Annotated in this window: 14 protein-coding genes; 3 read left to right on the top strand and 11 right to left on the bottom strand. The window is 64.5% G+C overall.

Annotated elements, in window-relative coordinates; all coding sequences use genetic code 11:
• Window positions 1-3: 3 nt before the first annotated feature.
• The 9 genes from ACMZ91_RS11955 to ACMZ91_RS11915 all read right to left on the bottom strand — a co-directional run bounded on the left by ACMZ91_RS11955 (window position 4) and on the right by ACMZ91_RS11915 (window position 10,790).
• Entirely contained in the window at window positions 4-1,203 is a 1,200-nt protein-coding gene (locus ACMZ91_RS11955) for a glycosyltransferase family 4 protein (protein ID WP_049461342.1), read from the bottom strand.
• The gene (locus tag ACMZ91_RS11950) at window positions 1,200-3,719 is read right to left on the bottom strand and encodes a glycosyltransferase (protein WP_049461339.1); all 2,520 of its coding nucleotides are present in this window, start codon (window positions 3,717-3,719) and stop codon (window positions 1,200-1,202) included. The genes ACMZ91_RS11955 and ACMZ91_RS11950 overlap by 4 nt, the downstream gene beginning before the upstream one ends.
• Complete coding sequence (locus tag ACMZ91_RS11945; RefSeq protein WP_049461337.1) at window positions 3,716-5,143, bottom strand: ABC transporter ATP-binding protein; 1,428 nt, start codon at window positions 5,141-5,143, stop codon at window positions 3,716-3,718. Before ACMZ91_RS11945 ends, ACMZ91_RS11950 begins: the two co-directional genes overlap by 4 nt.
• Entirely contained in the window at window positions 5,133-5,948 is an 816-nt protein-coding gene (locus ACMZ91_RS11940) for an ABC transporter permease (RefSeq protein WP_049461335.1), read from the bottom strand. The genes ACMZ91_RS11945 and ACMZ91_RS11940 overlap by 11 nt, the downstream gene beginning before the upstream one ends.
• A 53-nt stretch (window positions 5,949-6,001) precedes the next feature.
• Window positions 6,002-7,189, bottom strand: a complete 1,188-nt coding sequence (locus ACMZ91_RS11935; RefSeq protein ID WP_049461333.1) for a cystathionine gamma-synthase — start codon at window positions 7,187-7,189, stop codon at window positions 6,002-6,004.
• A gap of 123 nt (window positions 7,190-7,312) precedes the next feature.
• Window positions 7,313-8,683, bottom strand: a complete 1,371-nt coding sequence (locus ACMZ91_RS11930) for a pyridoxal-phosphate dependent enzyme (protein WP_049461332.1) — start codon at window positions 8,681-8,683, stop codon at window positions 7,313-7,315.
• A gap of 299 nt (window positions 8,684-8,982) precedes the next feature.
• On the bottom strand, window positions 8,983-9,219 hold the full coding sequence (locus ACMZ91_RS11925; protein WP_004154075.1) for an HP1242/YdcH family protein: 237 nt from the start codon (window positions 9,217-9,219) through the stop codon (window positions 8,983-8,985).
• Window positions 9,220-9,543: 324 nt separating this feature from the next.
• On the bottom strand, window positions 9,544-10,428 hold the full coding sequence (locus ACMZ91_RS11920) for an OmpA family protein (protein WP_080356499.1): 885 nt from the start codon (window positions 10,426-10,428) through the stop codon (window positions 9,544-9,546).
• Window positions 10,425-10,790, bottom strand: a complete 366-nt coding sequence (locus ACMZ91_RS11915; protein WP_049398394.1) for a DUF4398 domain-containing protein — start codon at window positions 10,788-10,790, stop codon at window positions 10,425-10,427. The genes ACMZ91_RS11920 and ACMZ91_RS11915 overlap by 4 nt, the downstream gene beginning before the upstream one ends.
• Window positions 10,791-10,911: 121 nt before the next feature.
• Here ACMZ91_RS11915 and ACMZ91_RS11910 point away from each other — a divergent pair, with 121 nt between their 5' ends.
• The 3 genes from ACMZ91_RS11910 to ACMZ91_RS11900 all read left to right on the top strand — a co-directional run bounded on the left by ACMZ91_RS11910 (window position 10,912) and on the right by ACMZ91_RS11900 (window position 14,888).
• Entirely contained in the window at window positions 10,912-12,039 is a 1,128-nt protein-coding gene (locus ACMZ91_RS11910; protein WP_032127971.1) for a PilT/PilU family type 4a pilus ATPase, read from the top strand.
• Window positions 12,040-12,169: 130 nt separating this feature from the next.
• Entirely contained in the window at window positions 12,170-13,447 is a 1,278-nt protein-coding gene (locus ACMZ91_RS11905; RefSeq protein ID WP_049461330.1) for a putative DNA modification/repair radical SAM protein, read from the top strand.
• Window positions 13,428-14,888 (top strand): UdgX family uracil-DNA binding protein, encoded by a 1,461-nt coding sequence (locus ACMZ91_RS11900; protein WP_071227723.1) that lies wholly within the window; start codon window positions 13,428-13,430, stop codon window positions 14,886-14,888. The genes ACMZ91_RS11905 and ACMZ91_RS11900 overlap by 20 nt, the downstream gene beginning before the upstream one ends.
• 45 nt (window positions 14,889-14,933) lie before the next feature.
• Here the strand turns inward: ACMZ91_RS11900 and maiA are convergent, their stop codons facing one another.
• Complete coding sequence (gene maiA / locus ACMZ91_RS11895; protein WP_049461325.1) at window positions 14,934-15,602, bottom strand: maleylacetoacetate isomerase; 669 nt, start codon at window positions 15,600-15,602, stop codon at window positions 14,934-14,936.
• A 14-nt stretch (window positions 15,603-15,616) separates the two neighbouring features.
• The gene (locus tag ACMZ91_RS11890) at window positions 15,617-16,606 is read right to left on the bottom strand and encodes a fumarylacetoacetate hydrolase family protein (protein WP_032127967.1); all 990 of its coding nucleotides are present in this window, start codon (window positions 16,604-16,606) and stop codon (window positions 15,617-15,619) included.
• Window positions 16,607-17,462: the final 856 nt, after the last annotated feature.

Here is a 17,462-nt window from a genome sequence, read left to right as displayed (position 1 = left end):
TGATCAAGCGATCGTGTTGAAGAATTTGATGAAGACGGCCCGGAAATTCGCCTGCGAATACTTCTGGACGCTGGCACGTGCGCGGGCGGCCCACTGCGCCAGTTCGGGCGTCCCATAGAGCTTCATCAAGGAAAGGGTGCGCTCCTGGAGTTCCCTGGCGTCACTGAAGTAATAGCCATCGACGCCGTCGGTGACGACCTCGCGTGGCCCGCCCAACGGCTGCACGATGGGTACGACGCCGGCGGCCATCGCTTCGCAGGCGGTCATTCCGAAGTGTTCCAGTTTCTCGGGCTCCTGGTCACCACGCTCCCCCCAGCCCGCACCATGCCAGAAGATAGATGCCTCCGCATACTCCTGCAGCAGCTCCCGTGATCCAAGGTTTCCGAGAATACGGATCGGATAGCCCTCCGCCAGTGCGTTGACCTTCTGGAAGTAGCGGCGATGCTCCTCGCTTTCCGCATGGACGCTGCCGGCGAGATGGTACTCCCAACCCTCCGGCACGAGGCCCTTGTCGTGCATTTGCCGGAAAGCAGTGATCATCTCGATATGCTTTTTGTTGTGGCCGCCGGAGAAGAAGCGGCCGACACTCAGAATGACCTTCTTCTTGTTCGACAGGTCCACCGAGCCGAAGCGCTCCACGTCGATTGGCGGAGGAAGCACCACGGCATCACGCGCCCAGCGCTTGCGAATCCACGCTGCCGTGAATTCAGAGTTCGCCATCGGATCTTCGTAACTGTCGATGAACGGGCGCCGACTGGACGCCACGCCACGACGCAGCGTGCGCTGCGCCAAACTCGACATACGCGAAAGCCAAGGGTGTCCGGTACGATCAAATCTTCCCGCCGCACGCTGAAAAAGCCTGGGAAGCGGCGCGGCCTCGATGAGTTCATGGGGAAAGAATGCCAGGTACAGCGATTTTCTGGCCTGCGGGACCATCGAAGAGCAGTAAGTGGAATTGATGAATACATCGTACCCGGCCGAGCGTGGCGCGAGCTCGCTGCAGGAGGAGCCGGGCCACTCGACCCAGTGTGCCCCCGCCAAGTTGAGGTTCATCCTGCTACTGAACTCTGCTTCGTCGACGGGGCCGACGCGGATCAGGTCCACCTGGTGGCCTTCGGCCAGCAGGATCTCCGCGATCGTGCCGACGTGTTTTTCACCGCCGCCCATCGTGGCCCAGTAACGATTATAGATGCCTACTTTCATGCGGGGACGGCCCCGATGCGATCCTTGCAGGACGGCAGGCCGCCCCAACGTTGCCGCAGTACGACTGGAAGCAGCTTGAACAGGTCACGCTGGATGCGCAGACGCAGCCCGAACTCCGCGTTCAGGCGCTTGTCAGTGAAGCCGCGACGCGCTGCCGCGACTGCAGAGCGCAGGCATCTCAGTACTTCCCTTCCGTAGGCCCGGCCCGCGACGGCGGCCGGGGCATGTTTGATCTTGATCAGCACATGATTCCTGGAGACGTGGAAAACAAAGACTGGCGACCATTCGACGCTGGATCCCGTATGCACATGGCGTACGACGCTGGCCGGCACGTAACGCAGGCGCCCCCCGCCCTTGCGCAGGCGCCAGCTCAGGTCGGTGTCCTCGTAGTACATGAAAAAGTTCGAATCAAAGAGCCCCGCCTGTACCAGAGCAGAGCGGCGCATGAGCATGGCGGCGCCACAAAGGGCCTGCATGTCCTCCGGCTCATCATACTGACCACGGTCGTCCTCGTAGATTCCACGGTCACCCGCCTCGCCATTGCCATCGAGCAGCGTGCCAGCGTTATTGATGACGTCACAGGCAGCGCCATCGAGCAGGGCGGCCGGGCAAGTAAACACATGCTTTGCATAATCCGCTGCAAGAACACCCGTGCCCAGCACCGTACCCGCGAGGCTCACCGTGAATTCACGGCCCGCTGCGGCATTCGTCCCGGAGACATCCAACTCAAGAACATACCGTCCATCAACCGGATCCGGCGGTAGCGGCAGGCGGATCGTGCCCCGCCCGCTCGTCCAGCGCACGCTCCGGTCTCCGTGCTGTTCCCTGCCCCAGAAGCCCTCCCCGTACAAAGGCTTCTTGTAGCCACTTTCGACAAAACCACTGGCTTCGTCAACAAGCATCCCAAGCTCGCGCGTATCGCTGGACTGGCCCCCCGCACTGGGCTGGAACGGCAGGCTTTCTATCGTCAGCTCGACGTATCGCCGGAAGAACAGGATCTTTGAACCCGCCGCCGTGACATCCGGCTCGTCCATCAGTGCCCGGACAAGCGCCGACAACCAATCGGGATCAACGACGGTGTCGTTGTTGATCAGGCCGATCAGGTCGCCACGAGCCACTTGCATCCCAAGGTTGTTGCCTCCTGCGAATCCAAGGTTGCCTCCCGACTCCACGATCCTTACCCACGGGAAGGCGGAGCGGACGAAGTCCACCGAGCCGTCAGACGAGGCATTGTCCACCATGACGACCTCATAGCGCGGATAGTTCAAGGCGCCAAGGCTCGCCAACAAGGGCTGGAGATAACGCATGCCGTTGTAGTTGACTACGATCAGACTGACCAAGGGCAACATGCCGGTCCAATCGCCCGCGCCTCCCGCGCCAGCACCATCGTCGGAATCGATCGCCAGCGACCCAGCACCATGCCCTGCCGGCACCGTCGCCGGCGCGGCTTCCATGCGGGCCGTCGGCCCCGCGCTGTCGCCGCCTGCGGTACCAGCACCACGGGCATCCTCATACTCCCGAGCGACTTTCCTGAGCTCTGCCTCCCAGGCAGCGTCCTTGTCGGCCAGCGCTTGGTCACGCTCGGCCGCTATGCGGCTTATCTCGGACCGGTAATCGGCAGCCACCTGCTCGACCCGCGCTTCCCACGCCACATCCTTGTCGCGCAGCATACCGTCGCGCTCTTGGCCAATACGTGATATCTCCCGCCGGTAATCGTCCGCGACCTGCTGCACGCGCGATTCAAAATAGCCGGGAACTTCAAACACGGAGTCCGGCAAGCTGGGCAAGGCTCCGGCGGACGCCAGTACGATGAAATAGACCGGCTCGCGCGGCATGCTGCCCGAGCGGACGCTCTCCAGCCCTTCGCTCTCGGTCCAGTAATGGATTCCTGGCGCTACCGGCTCGGCCGCGCCACCGCCATCGGCAACGCGGCCGATCATGGAGGCCATCGTGGTGCGCTGCCCGAGCAGTCGGTAGTTGGGGAAGTAATCCCCCACCAGCGCCTCCAGTTCCTGCCTGTAGAGCTCCTTGACGTGGAACTCATTGCGGAAACCAGGACGATCGGAGTACTCGTAGCGATCCGGGCTGGACATCATGAGCACGCCACCAGGACGCAGCACTCTCACGATCTCCGCCATCATCTCCTGGTGCTGGTTGTGGTGCTCGATGGTCTCGAAGCTGACCACCACATCCACGCTCGCATCGGGCACCGGGATGGCGGCGCACGAGCCGAGCTTGAACTCCAACCCCTCGCGCGGATAGGTCGCTGCCGCATGCGCCACCGCCACGGCATCGATGTCCACGCCGGTGACACGCGCCGCACCGATCGACAGGAGGGCAGATCCATATCCTTCGCCGCAGGCGATATCCAGAACATCCTTGCCGGCGACAATGCGCGATGCGAGCTGGTAGCGGTGGTAGTGCTCCATCTCGATTTCGCCGCTAACGCCCGGCAGAAACCGTTCGCCGGTGAAGCTCATCTCGCCGTCAGGCACCTGGGAACGATCATGGCTCACGACGTTGCCTCCAGTTCAATAGTTCGCATTGGCACACCAAATAGCCCCAGGCAGACGGCGCTGGACTGCACGTGGAGGATCAGCGCATCGTGCACCCACTCGTGCTGGACATGGTCGGCCTGGGTGCCCTCGGCGATGGCTGGGGAAATGCTGTATTCGCCCGCTGGAAGTACCGGAAATCTGAAATCAAACGTCGCCACGACCTCGCCGTTGCGCGGAACCACGATGGCACGGTCGCGGTGCGCCAGGTATGTGTTGTCGGCAAAGATTATCTGCCCCAGCTTGTCCTTCACGACGAACCCCACGATGGGCCGGCTGATCTGTTCGTTGGCGCGCGCGATGATCCGAAGCTTGACGTCCTGCCCGCCTATCGCCCAGTTCACCTTCTGGCCCTGCGCATCCAGTAGATGCACCGCGGTGATGCGCGCAGCGCCCGTCCCGAACGAAGCACGGTTCTCGTCGAACTGGAAGACCTCGATGTCGTTCCGGAGCATCGACGCATCGATGAGCGTCTGTCTCATATCCACATAGGCGGGTTCCGCGGTCAACTCCAACGGGGAAGGCTGGCCATCCGCGGACGTGTCTTCGACTTCGACTTCGCCTCCACCGCCTTCGACCAGAGCAGTCTCTGCCATGCTGCCATCCTCCGGTTCGAACAGCGACGCCAGGTACTCCTGCGACAGTTCCTTGGGCGCGCCGTTCATGCGCATGACACCCTTGTCGAGCCAGATTGCGCGCTCGCACAGGTTGATGATGGCCCCCATGTCGTGGCTGCAGAAGAGCAGCGTCCCTCGCTTCATGAAAGAGCGCAGGAAACGCATGCACTTCTGCGTGAAGTAGGCATCTCCCACCGAGAGCGCCTCATCCACGACCAGGATATCGGCGTCGACGTGGGCGATCACGGAAAACGCAAGCCGCACGACCATGCCGCTGGAGTAAGTTTTAACCGGTTGGTCGATGAAATCCGGGATGCCGGAGAAGGCCACGATGTCGTCGTAGCGTTCCTCCATCTGCTGGGCCGTCAGCCCGAACAGCGCTCCGCTCAACATGATGTTCTCGCGACCGGTGAACTCCGGATTGAAGCCCGAACCCAGCTCCAGCAACGCGGCGATGCGGCCCGTGGTGCTCACCTGTCCGCTGGACGGCGTCAGCGTGCCGCAGACAAGCTGCAGGAGCGTCGACTTTCCGGAGCCATTGCGTCCGATGATTCCAACGGTCTCGCCGCGACGGACCTTGAAGGAAACGTCCCTCAGTGCCCAGAACTCACGGTGGTACTGCTTCGGTTCGCCACCCAGCGCCCGATCAAGCACCGGCAGGACGAACTGCTTGAGCCGGTCCTTGGGATCGGCGTAGATCTCGTAATACTTGCCCAACCCGGTCACTTCGATGGCGAGTTCGGGCTGGCCCGGATTTTCACATGACATCGGCAAACCCCTTGCGCATCTTCTGGAACACGGCGAACCCTGCGAAAGCAACGAGCAGCGCGATCGACAGGTATGCCGCCAGGCCGACGAAATCAGGGAGCTTGCCCCACACCAGCACTTGGCGCGATTGCTCCATGATGAAGGTAAGCGGGTTGAGCAGGAAGAGTTTCTGGTATTTCTCTGGCCACGCCGATTGCGGATAGAACACCGGCGACAGGAAGAGCATTGCAGTGGTGACGAACGTGGTGGTCTGCTTCAGGTCTCGGATGAACACGCCCAGCGCGGCGAGTATCCAAGTTATCCCCACAGCCATCACCAGCAATGGCGCCAACACCACGGGGAACAACAGCGCATGCCAATGGAGGCCGCCATTGCAGATCAACAGGCCCACCAGCAGCACCAAGGCGCTTGCCAGCGTATGGAACAGCGCGGAGCCGAGGCTGATCACCGGCAGCGCTTCAAGCGGGAAGACGACCTTCGTAACGTAATTCGTGTTCTCGAAGATCATGCCCGGCGCACGATTCACCATCTCGGCGAAGAAGCCATGGATGATGACGCCGACGAACATCACGAGCGCGAACTGGGCCCGACTGTCCCCTACCTGGCCATGCCAGCGGGCCTTGAAGATCACTGCAAAGACGAAGGTGTAGATGAGCAGCATCAACAGCGGATTGATCAGTGTCCATAACAAGCCGCCGAACGATCCCTTGTACTTGTTCTGGACGTCGCGTTTCCCGAGCAGCCAGATGATGCCGCGATTGCTCCAGAGTGACCGGAGCATGGCAGCAGGTGTTATCGCATTCATGACGCGTGTATTCCAGTTGGCAGTCTGATTCCCATGGGGTGGCGTAGGCAGGCTCAGGTCGCCGCGTTCCCGCCCAACGCCCGTTCCAGATCCACCTGCAGATCCCCCAACTCCTCCACACCCACGCTCAGCCTTACCAGCGCGTCGCTGATGCCCAGCTGCTCCCGCCGCGCGACCGGAATCGAGGCATGCGTCATCACCGCCGGGTGGTTGACCAGGCTTTCCACGCCGCCCAGCGACTCGGCCAGAGTGAACAGTTCGGTCTTCTCGCAGAAGCGCTTGGCCGCCTCGAAACCGCCCTTGAGCACGATCGAAACGATGCCGCCGTAACCGGCCATCTGCTTGCCGGCCAGCTCATGCTGCGGGTGCGAGGCCAGGCCCGGGTAGATCACTTTTTCCACGGCCGGGTGCTTCTCCAGCCACTGTGCCAGGGCCAGCGCATTGGCGCAGTGCGCCTTCATGCGCAGCGGCAGGGTCTTCAGGCCACGCAGGGCCAGGAAGCTGTCGAACGGGCCCTGCACGCCACCCACCGAGTTCTGCAGGAAGGCCATCTGCTCGGCCAGTTCGGCGTTGTCGCCGACCACGACCATGCCGCCGACCATGTCCGAGTGGCCATTGAGATACTTGGTGGCCGAATGCAGGACCAAGTCAGCGCCCAGCTCCAGCGGGCGCTGCAGCATCGGCGAGGCGAAGGTGTTGTCGACGACGACGATCAGGCCATGGCGCTTGACGATGGCAGCGACCGCGGCGATGTCGACGATCTTCAGCATCGGGTTGGTCGGGGTCTCGATCCACACCATCTTCGTCTTCGGCGTGATGGAGGCCTCGAACGCGGCCAGATCGGTCAGGTCGACGAAGCTGAAATCCAGCCCGGCGGTGCGGCGACGCACGCGCTCGAACAGACGGAAGCTGCCGCCGTAGATATCGTCCATTGCCACCACATGGCTGCCGGCGTCCAGCAGCTCGATCACGGTCGAGCTGGCCGCCATGCCCGAAGCGAAGGCGAAGCCACGGGTGCCGCCTTCCAGCGACGCCACGCAACGCTCATAGGCGAAGCGGGTCGGGTTGTGGGTACGCGAGTACTCGAAGCCCTGATGCTCGCCCGGGCTGGACTGGGCGTAGGTCGAGGTGGCGTAGATCGGCGGCATCACCGCGCCGGTGCTGGGGTCGGGCGACTGGCCACCGTGGATGGCCAGGGTAGCCAGGGCCAGGGCGCGATCCTGGGAAGTTGCGTTGGACATGTTCTTTCCTGAGGGGCGCCGACGCACGGCGCCATCGAAGGTGCGGAAGTCTACCAGCGCGGCCTTAACGACCTTTGACGCGGATAAACCAGGATTCAGCGGTGAACGTCGGCGATCAGCGGCTTACTGCACGCGACGGCGCAGATAGTTCAGCAGGTCGATACGGGTGATCAGGCCCAGGAAGGCGTCGCCGTCCATCACGATCGCCACCTGGCCGCGGTCGAACACCGGCAGCAGCGCCTCGATCGGCGACTTCACGTCCAGCCGGTCCAGCTTGCTGACCATCGCGGTGGCGACGGTGTCGCGGAAGCGTGCCTCATCGCCATACACGTGCAGCAGCACGTCGCTTTCGTCGACGATGCCGACCAGCTGCTCGCCGTCCATCACCGGCAGCTGCGACACGTCGTACAGCTTCATGCGCTGGTAGGCAGTGGTCAGCAGGTCGTTCGGACCGATCACCACGGTGTCGCGCTGGCCGTAAGGGCGCAGGATCAGGTCGCGCAGGTCGCCGTGCTGCGGGCGCTGCAGGAAACCGTTGTCCAGCATCCAGTAGTCGTTGTACATCTTCGACAGGTACTTGTTGCCGGTATCCGGCACCAGCACCAGCACCTTCTTCGGCGTGGTCTGCTCCTTGCAGTACTTCAGGCCGGCGGCCAGCAGGGTGCCGGTGGACGAACCACCCAGGATGCCTTCCTTGCCCAGCAGTTCGCGTGCGGTGTGGAAGCTCTCGGCATCGCTGATGGCATAAGCCTTCTTGACGCGGCTGAAATCGGAGATCGACGGCAGGAAGTCCTCGCCGATGCCTTCCACCAGCCAGCTGCCCGATTTGTCGTTCAGATTGCCGTCGTTGATGTACTCGGCCAGGATCGAACCGACCGGATCGGCCAGCACCAGTTCGGTCTTCGGCGACAGCTTGGCGAAGGCACGCGACAGGCCGGTCATGGTGCCGGAGCTGCCGCAGCCGAACACGATGGCGTCAAGGTCGCCGCCCATCTGCTCGAGGATTTCCGGGCCGGTACCGAATTCATGCGCGGCCGGATTGTCCGGGTTGCCGAACTGGTTGATGAAGTAGGCGCCCGGGGTCTGCTCGGCGATGGTCTTGGCCAGGTCCTGGTAGTACTCCGGATGGCCCTTGGCCACGTCAGAGCGGGTCAGGCGCACTTCGGCGCCCATCGCCTTCAGATTGAAGATCTTTTCCCGGCTCATCTTGTCGGGAACGACCAGAATGAGCTTATAGCCCTTCTGCTGGGCCACCAGCGCCAGGCCCAGGCCGGTGTTGCCAGCCGTGCCCTCGACCAGGGTGGCACCGGGCTTCAGGTCGCCGCGCTTTTCCGCCGCCTCGATCATCGACAGGCCGATGCGATCCTTGATCGATCCGCCCGGGTTGGCGCTCTCCAGCTTCAGGTAGAGCTCGCAGACGCCGGTGTCCAGGCGCTGGGCCTTGACGATCGGGGTCTGGCCGATGAGTTCGAGGACGGAAGAATGGATGGGCATTCGGAGGACTTTCGGTTCGCGCCGCACAGGGCCGGACCGATGATTATCCGACGGATGGCGATGAAAGTCAGGTCGGCAGGGCCGCAGCCCGTCCACCGTAAAAAGAGATGCGGACAGCCCCGGATCGACGAGGAGACCGGTACCGCCCGCATCGATGAGCTGTGCCTGCAGGCCAAGGCACCACGGCCTGTGGTGCCTTGGCGCGGCCGCCTCATCGGCGGTGCCGCGATGCCGGGGCAGGAGCGCCCGGCGGGGCCATCGATGGCCGGGTCACGCCGTTCCGGGCGTGACGGGGTGCGTCAAAGCGTGGGGGACGTCATTGGGAGCGGTGTTTCGTACATTCGCAGAAGTCGTTGCTTGGCCAGCAGCTTCTCGCGCTTCATGCGACCCAGGGTGACATCATCGATCGGGAGTACACCCAACTCCGCGTCCATGCACTTCTTGTTCAACTTGCGGTGCTGGTCATGGAGTGCCCTGAACTCCGGATCACGCGCGCGACGGGCGTCGATCTCGCTCTGGGGCTGATCTTCAAACATGATGGACCTCCTTCGACAGATACACGAACGCCCCGGCCGCAAGGCACGGGGCGTTGTTCATGGAGGAGCGCCGGTCGATGGCCACCTGGACGCCTGCAACGACCTGCGGCACTGGCCTGCGCACGTCGATCTGCTGCGGTTCGCGCCCTGTTTGCATCGGCCCGGCCCTCCCATCGTCCGGTCCGCGGCATTGCGTCCCGGACGATTGACCCTACGCCTGCTCAAGGCGGGGTACAAGACCCCTGCGGCAAAAAGACCGAACCCCGCCGGGGCGGGGTTCAGGCTGAATGCTCATTGCAACGAAAAACAAACAATATCAAGCAATTACGGGGCGATGATGACCTCGGCCGAGCGTGCCCGGGTGGACGCCGCCTTCTTGCCGCTGAGCTGGATCCGGTTGCTCGCGACACCCGCCGCGACCAGGGCATCGCGCAGGGCCTCGGCACGCTTCTGACCGACCCCGTTGGCGCTGTCATAGGCCTCGATGCGCAGGCGGCCCTTCTTGCCGATGTTCAGGTACTCGGCCAGTGCCTTGGTCTGGTTGCGGGCCCCACCGGACAGGCTGGCGGCGCCAGCGGCAAATGCGTCACCATTGAAGGTGAAGACTTCGCCACGGCCATCGAACTTCGAACCCGGCAGCTTCTGCCCGGATACCAGCTCGGCTTCCTCGCGGGCCAGCTTGGCGGCGTTCTGCTGGGCGGCGCTGAGGCGCTGCTGCTGCTTGCCGGCCACGCTGGTCAGGGCATTCTCGGCATCCTGGCGGGCCAGGGTCTCGGCCTCGGCGGCCTGGCGCAGGCGCTCAGCCTCCTCGGCCTGCATCTGCGCCTGCATGCGCAGCTGCTCGGCCTCCTGGCGGGCACGGGCGGCATCGCGGCGGCTGGCCTCGATCAGCAGATCACTGCGGGTGCGCTCGAGGCGATCGACCTCACGCGCGGCCAATGCGGCACGCACGGCAGTCTCGGCAATCTCCACCCGGCGCTCGGCCAGGTAGGTGGCCAGCTCCTGGTCGCGGCGCTTGGCCTTGTCCAGGGTGGCGATGGCCTGCTGGGCCTGCATGCGCTCGAAGGCGCCCAGCTCAGCCGTGTCGGGATTGGCCTGGATGGCCATCAGACGCTGGCTCAGCTGCGCCACCATCGGGTTGTCGGCGGCCAGGGCCAGGGTCGGCAGCGTCAGCAGGGCAGCCAGGGTTGCGGCAGTCATCGGCTTCACCGGCGGTCCTCCCCGGTCGACAGCTGGCGTTGCAGCTGGTTGACCTCGTTGCGGCGCAGTTGCAGCTGCGCGGTGACGGTGGCTTCCTCGCTGCGGGCGCGGGCCAGGTCGGCATCGGCAGCGGCGCGCAGGGCGATCGCCGGGGCGTTCTTGCGCTCACGGCGGTCGCCGGCAGCACGCTGGGCCTGTTCCAGCCCCTGCCGGGCCAGCCCGATCAGGTCCGGGGCGTACTGGTCGGCGTCGGCCTGGGTGGCCTTGTCGACCGCCTGCCGGGCCTGGGCCAGTTCCAGTGCGCCGTCCTGCGCCCAGGCGGGGGCAGACAGTGCGAATGCAAACGCCATCACATACAGGCCATGGCGCATTCGTGCGAAGCTAAGTCGTTTCATTGGGGAGGCCGTACCGGTTGTCGGTTCACGGCCATTGTCGTCAAGCCGACACCGTGCTTGCAACGGGCGTCGGCCGTTTCGTTGGGGAAAATTCGCAATGGATATCGGCTACTTCCTGAAGCTGATGACCGAAAAGAACGCTTCGGACATGTTCCTGACCACCGGAGCACCGGTCTACATCAAGATCGAGGGGAAGCTTTATCCGCTGGGCAACACCGGCCTGCCGCCGGGCATGGTCAAGAAGATCGCCTACTCGCTGATGGACGAAGGCCAGGTGCCGCAGTTCGAGCGCGAGCTGGAGCTCAACATGGCCATCGCCCTGCCCGATGCCGGGCGCTTCCGCGTCAACGTGTTCAAGCAGCGGGGCGAAGTGGGCATGGTCATCCGCGCCATCCGCAGCCGCATCCCGAGCATCGAGGAGCTGAACCTGCCGCAGGTACTGAAGGACGTCATCATGACCCCGCGCGGGCTGGTGCTGGTGGTGGGGTCCACCGGTTCCGGCAAGTCCACCTCGCTGGCGTCGATGATCGACCACCGCAACAGCACCACCACTGGTCACATCCTCACCATCGAGGACCCGATCGAGTACCTGCACAAGCACAAGATGTCGATCGTCAACCAGCGCGAGGTCGGGCTGGACACCCATGCCTTCCACAACGCGCTGAAGAACGCGATGCGTGAAGCGCCGGACGTGATCCTGATCGGCGAGATCCTGGATGCGGAAACGATGGAGGCAGCGATCGCCTTCGCCGAAACCGGCCACCTGTGCCTGGCCACCCTGCACTCCAACAACGCCGACCAGACCATCGAGCGCATCCTCAACTTCTTCCCGGAAAGCGCGCACAAGAACGTGCTGATGAACCTGGCGCTGAACCTGCGTGCGGTGATCAGCCAGCGCCTGGTGAAGAACAAGGAGGGCCGTCGCCTGCCGGCCACCGAGGTGCTGATCAACACGCCGATGATCCGTGACCTGCTGCGTCGCGGCCAGGTGCACGAGATCAAGGCGGCGATGGAAGGCTCGCTGGAGGAAGGCATGGAGAGTTTCGACCAGTGCCTGTTCCGTCTGGCCAAGGCCGGCATCATCGAGCAGGAGGAAGCGCTGCGCGCGGCCGACTCGCGCGATGGCCTGGCCCTGAAGTTCCGCCTGTCCGAAGGCAGCAGCGGCGAGCACGACCCGTATGCGGATTTCTCGGCCGGGCAGCCAAGCATCACTCACGGGTTCTGACCGCACGAAAAAGGGGACGGTGGGGATTAAGTCGTAAGTGCATTTACGACTTAATCCCCACCGTCCCCTTTTTCTGAAGAATTCAGGGGCGGTCTCATCCAATGAGACCCCTCATCCGTAGGTTTCCTCAATGGAAACCATCCGCAAGCTGGCCATCCTGGCCGATGCCGCCAAATACGACGCCTCCTGCGCCTCCAGCGGCTCGGGCAAGCGCGATTCGCGCGCCAGTGGCGGCATCGGCAGCACCGAGGGTATGGGCATCTGCCACAGCTATACACCCGATGGCCGCTGCGTTTCATTGCTGAAGATCCTGCTGACCAACTTCTGCGTCTACGACTGCGCCTACTGCGTGAACCGGGTCTCCAGCAACGTAGCCCGTGCACGTTTCAGCGTGGACGAGGTGGTCGCACTCACCCTGGACTTCTACAAGCGCAACTACATCGAGGGGCTGTTCCTGTCCAGCGGCATCATCCGCAATGCGGACTACACCATGGAACAGATGGTGGAAGTGGCCCGGCAGCTGCGCGAAGAACACCGCTACGCCGGCTACATCCACCTCAAGACCATTCCCGAGGCCTCGCCGGAACTGCTGGCCAGTGCCGGGCGCTATGCCGACCGCCTGTCCATCAACGTGGAACTGCCGACCGAAGCCGGCCTGAGCGCCTTGGCGCCGGAGAAGACGGTGCATTCGATACGCGGCGCGATGGGCGAACTACGCTGGCGCATCGAGGAAGCCAAGGAGGCGCGCAAAGCCCCCGCAGCGGTGGCGCCGAGGGCCAGCCGCAGTCCACACCCTCCCCGTTTCGCACCCGCCGGGCAGAGCACGCAGATGATCGTCGGCGCGGACGGGGCCAACGACCAACAGATCCTGGCCAGCGCCGATGCGCTGTACGGCAACTATCGGATGCGCCGGGTGTACTACTCCGCGTTCAGCCCGATTCCGGACGCCAGCCGGCAGCTGCCACTGCAACCGCCTCCGCTGCAGCGCGAACATCGCCTCTACCAGGCCGACTGGTTGCTGCGCTTCTACGGTTACGGCGTGGATGAGATTACCGATACCACCCAGGACGGCATGCTCGACCTGGACATCGACCCGAAAATGGCTTGGGCGATCCGTCACCCCGAGCGCTTTCCCGTGGATCTCAACCGCGCGCCGAAGGAAATGCTGCTTCGCGTACCCGGGCTGGGCGTGCGCAACGTGAAACGGGTGCTGATGGCACGCCGCCACGGTCGCCTGCGGGTTGCCGATGTAGCACGCCTGAAGGCACCGATGAGCAAACTGCTTCCGTTTGTGCAGCTGGCTGACCACCATCCACGCAAATCGCTGGACGATCCGGCGGCGCTGCGCGCGCAGTTGGCCCCACCGCCTCGTCAGGGATCGCTGTTTGATGCACCGCCCGCCGCCTGACGCGCAGCGCTGGTCGCTGCGGGTGGACCCGCAGTGGTCGCTGCAGGCCTGGCGCGACGCTGCGCGCGAAGCGTTGCTGCGAGGCGTGGCCCCGCCTCAGCTGGACTGGCTGGAAGGGAGCGAAACGTCGTTGCTGGATGCGCCGGCCGTGCAGCGGGCGCCGATGCTGGCTGATGCCAGTGCACCCAACGTGCCCCGCGATTTCCTGGAACTGGCGGCCACCTGCCTGTGCCATCGCGACCCCCAGCGACTGGCCTTGCTGTATCGCCTGCTGTGGCGCATCGTCCATGGCGAGCGTTCGGTGCTGAGCAACCCCGCCGACGCCGATGTCCTGCGCGCAACGGCGCTCGCCCAGGCCGTCCGCCGTGACACGCACAAGATGAAGGCATTCGTGCGCTTCCGCGAGGTGCCTGGCCAGCCTGATGCGTTCATCGCCTGGTTTGAGCCACAGCACCACATTGTCGACCGGGTCGCGCCCTTCTTCGCGCGCCGCTTCACCGGCATGCGCTGGGCGATCCTCACGCCTTCGCGCAGCGTCGCATGGGATGGGCAGGCGCTTGCCTTCGGCCCCGGCGCACGGCGCGAGGATGCCCCGGCCGAGGATGCGCGCGAATCACTGTGGCAGACCTACTACGCCAACATCTTCAATCCGGCGCGACTCAATACACGGATGATGATGCAGGAGATGCCGGCAAAGTACTGGCGCCACCTGCCGGAGGCCCAGCTGCTGCCACGCCTGGTGCGCGATGCGGCCGACCGCGTGCAGGAAATGCATGACCGTCCCGCGCAGGCGCCGCAGCGCAGGATCCCCCTGCGTGCAGGTGTTGCGATGCCAGCAGCGGATGCCAGCAGTCTGGAGAATCTGCGCGGACAGGCCAGCACCTGCCGCCAGTGCCCGCTGTGGGAGCAGTCCACGCAGACCGTGTTCGGGCAGGGGCCTGCAGACGCCCGCATGATGCTGATCGGGGAACAACCTGGCGACACCGAGGATCTGCGCGGACAGCCGTTCATGGGTCCTGCCGGTCAGCTACTGGACCGTGCGCTGACCGAACTGGGAATCGATCGCGCGACGCTGTACCTCACCAACGCGGTGAAGCACTTCCATCATGAACGGCGCGGCAAGGTACGGCTGCACAAACGACCGGAAAGCCGGCACATCCAGGCCTGCCGCCCCTGGCTGATGGGCGAGATCGCGCGCGTGCGGCCCCAGGTGATCGTGTGCCTCGGCGCAACCGCGGCAGCCTCGGTATTCGGCCGTGATTTCGACCTGTCACGTGACCGCGGACGCTGGCACACCCTCGAGGACGGCACCCGCGGCTATGCCACGGTGCACCCGGCATGGGTATTGCGGCAGACCGACGATGCGCGCCGCGAGGATGCCTATCGGCTGTTCCGCGATGATCTGGCCCGATTGCAACAAAAAGGGGACGGAGGGAATTAAGTCGTAAGTGCACAAACGACTTAATCCCCTCCGTCCCCTCTACTTTCAGGCGGCGTCGGGCTGGTTTTCCGGGCGTGCGCGGTCGAAGGCGTCCACTGCCTGGCACGCCGCTTCGATGCGGCGCAGGGTCGGGTACGGCGTCAGGTCCAGGCCGAAGCGATGCGCGTTGTACAGCTGCGGCAGCAGGCAGATATCGGCCAGGCCGGGACGGTCACCGTGGCAGAAGGTGCCCGTCGCGCTGCTGTTGGCCAGCATCGCTTCCATCGCAGTGAAACTCTCGGCGATCCAGTGCAGGGTCCACTGCGTGCGGGCGTCGGCCGGCAGCTGCAGGGTGCGCTCCAGGTACTGCATCACCCGCAGGTTGTTGATCGGGTGGATATCGCAGGCCACCAGCTGGGCCAGCGCACGCACCCGCGCACGGCCGGCGGCATCGGCCGGCAGCAGCGGCACCTGCGGGAAGCGCTCGTCCAGATACTCCAGGATCGCCAGCGACTGGGTCAGTGCATGCCCGTCATGCAGCAGGGTTGGCACCAGCTGCTGCGGATTGAGCGCGCGATAGGCGTCAAGGTGCTGCTCGCCACCATCGCGTACCAGGTGCACCGGCCGGGCTTCCCAGGCCAGGCCCTTCAGCTCCAGACCGATGCGCACGCGGTAGGCGGCGCTGGATCGCCAGTAGGTGTACAGCACGATGCCGTCGTCGACCGGGATCTCCATCGCCGCCTCTCTGCTCAGGGCCTGGTCGCCTGTTCGATGCGCTGCTCGATCGCACCGAAGATGCTGTTGCCGGCGGCATCGAGCATCTCGATGCGGACCACGTCGCCGAAGGACATGAACGGCGTGCTCGGCTTGCCGTCGCGCAGGGTCTCCACCACGCGCTGCTCGGCGAAGCACGAGGCACCCTTGCTGGTGTCTTCGTTGGCGATGGTGCCCGAGCCAACAATGGTGCCGGCGCTGAGCGGACGGGTCTTGGCCGCATGCGCGACCAGCTGGGCGAAGTTGAACTGCATGTCCACGCCGGCTTCCGGCGCGCCGAACCACTGGCCGTTGATGTGGGTCAGCAGCGGCAGGTGCACCTTGCTGTCCTGCCACGCGGCGCCCAGCTCGTCGGGGGTGACGAACACCGGCGACAGCGCCGAGCGCGGCTTGGACTGCAGGAAGCCGAAGCCCTTGGCCAGCTCGCCCGGAATCAGGTTGCGCAGCGAGACATCGTTGACCAGGCCGACCAGCTGGATATGGCCTGCGGCCTGTTCCGGGGTGGCGGCCATCGGCACGTCGTCGGTGATCACCACGATCTCTGCTTCCAGGTCGATGCCATAGTCCTCGCTGACCACCTTGACCGCGTCGCGCGGACCGTAGAAACCGGCGCTGGTCGCCTGGTACATCAGCGGGTCGGTGTAGAAGCTCTCCGGCACCTCGGCGCCACGGGCGCGGCGCACGCGCTCGACATGCGGCAGGTAGGCGCTGCCATCGACGAACTCATAGGCACGCGGCATCGGCGCGGCCAGCGCCTGCGGGTCCAGGTCGAACACGCCATCGGCGTCGCCCGCGTTGAGCGATTCGTACAGGGCGTTCAGGCGCGGCGCGATGTGGCTCCAGTCCTCCAGGGCCTGCTGCAGGGTGGCGGCAATGCCGGTGGCGCGCACGCCGTGGCGCAGGTCACGCGAGACGACGATCAGGGTGCCGTCGCGGCCGCCTTCCTTCAAAGAACCAAGCTTCATGGGTGGGTGTCCGGAGTCGTGGGCAAACAAGTTTCAAGTGTAATCAAATCTGCGTCGACGCCAAGCTGCAGCGCGGCATCGGCCCACCCTACCGTAGTGGGGGGTTCGGCAGGGTTGCACCCTGCACCTGCTTCAAGCCAGGGCAACGTCAACAGCAACAGCCGGCTCTGGGTTGTCTGTGAGCTGGGCGGGACGGTGTGGGTGGGCAGGACACGCCGTAAACCCGTCCCTGGTGGCTCGATGGCGCCATCCATGGCGCCAACGGTCCTGCCCACCCACACCGTCCCACCCCTGACAATTTCCCGATGACGGATCGAACATCCACATCATTCATCGTCGAAATCCGTCAGATATCGAAATTGATCGAATGAGATTCGACAGATCGCGGAAAACTCTCGAAGGCGGGGTGGGTCCGGTTGCGGGGGCGTGAGCCGCATGGATGCGGCGACCGAGCTTACATGGGTGAGGGCGCTTTGCTTGCGAAGCATTGCTTCGCAAGCGCCCGAACGCACAGCCGCCAGCGGCTGGGCCGGGCCCCGGAGGGGGACTTGCAGCGCCCCCCGCAACCGGACCCACCCCGCATCCCTCAGGAAACCGGCTTTTGACGTTGACGTTGACGTTGCTTCGGCCTCTGCGGGTGCAGGGCGCAGCCCTGCAGAGAGCCCCCTACCTGAACAGGCCTTTTTGCGTGAAGTCTCAAACATCGTTTAGACTTGCAGGGTCTGCAGCGGCCGTCCGTTTCCCTCCGGGACCGCCGGCGACCAGGGTCCGCCCTCTTCGCCCGCCCCCACTCCGACGCCGTTCGTCACGCATTCCAGCCTGCGCTCCGTGCCGGCTGCACCCAATTCTCGCAGCG

The organism is Stenotrophomonas sp. FR024 (assembly GCF_047500745.2).
Lineage (GTDB): Bacteria > Pseudomonadota > Gammaproteobacteria > Xanthomonadales > Xanthomonadaceae > Stenotrophomonas > Stenotrophomonas maltophilia_A.
The sequence above is the reverse complement of the archived record's forward strand: the minus strand, read 5'-3'. Positions and strand labels throughout refer to the sequence as shown.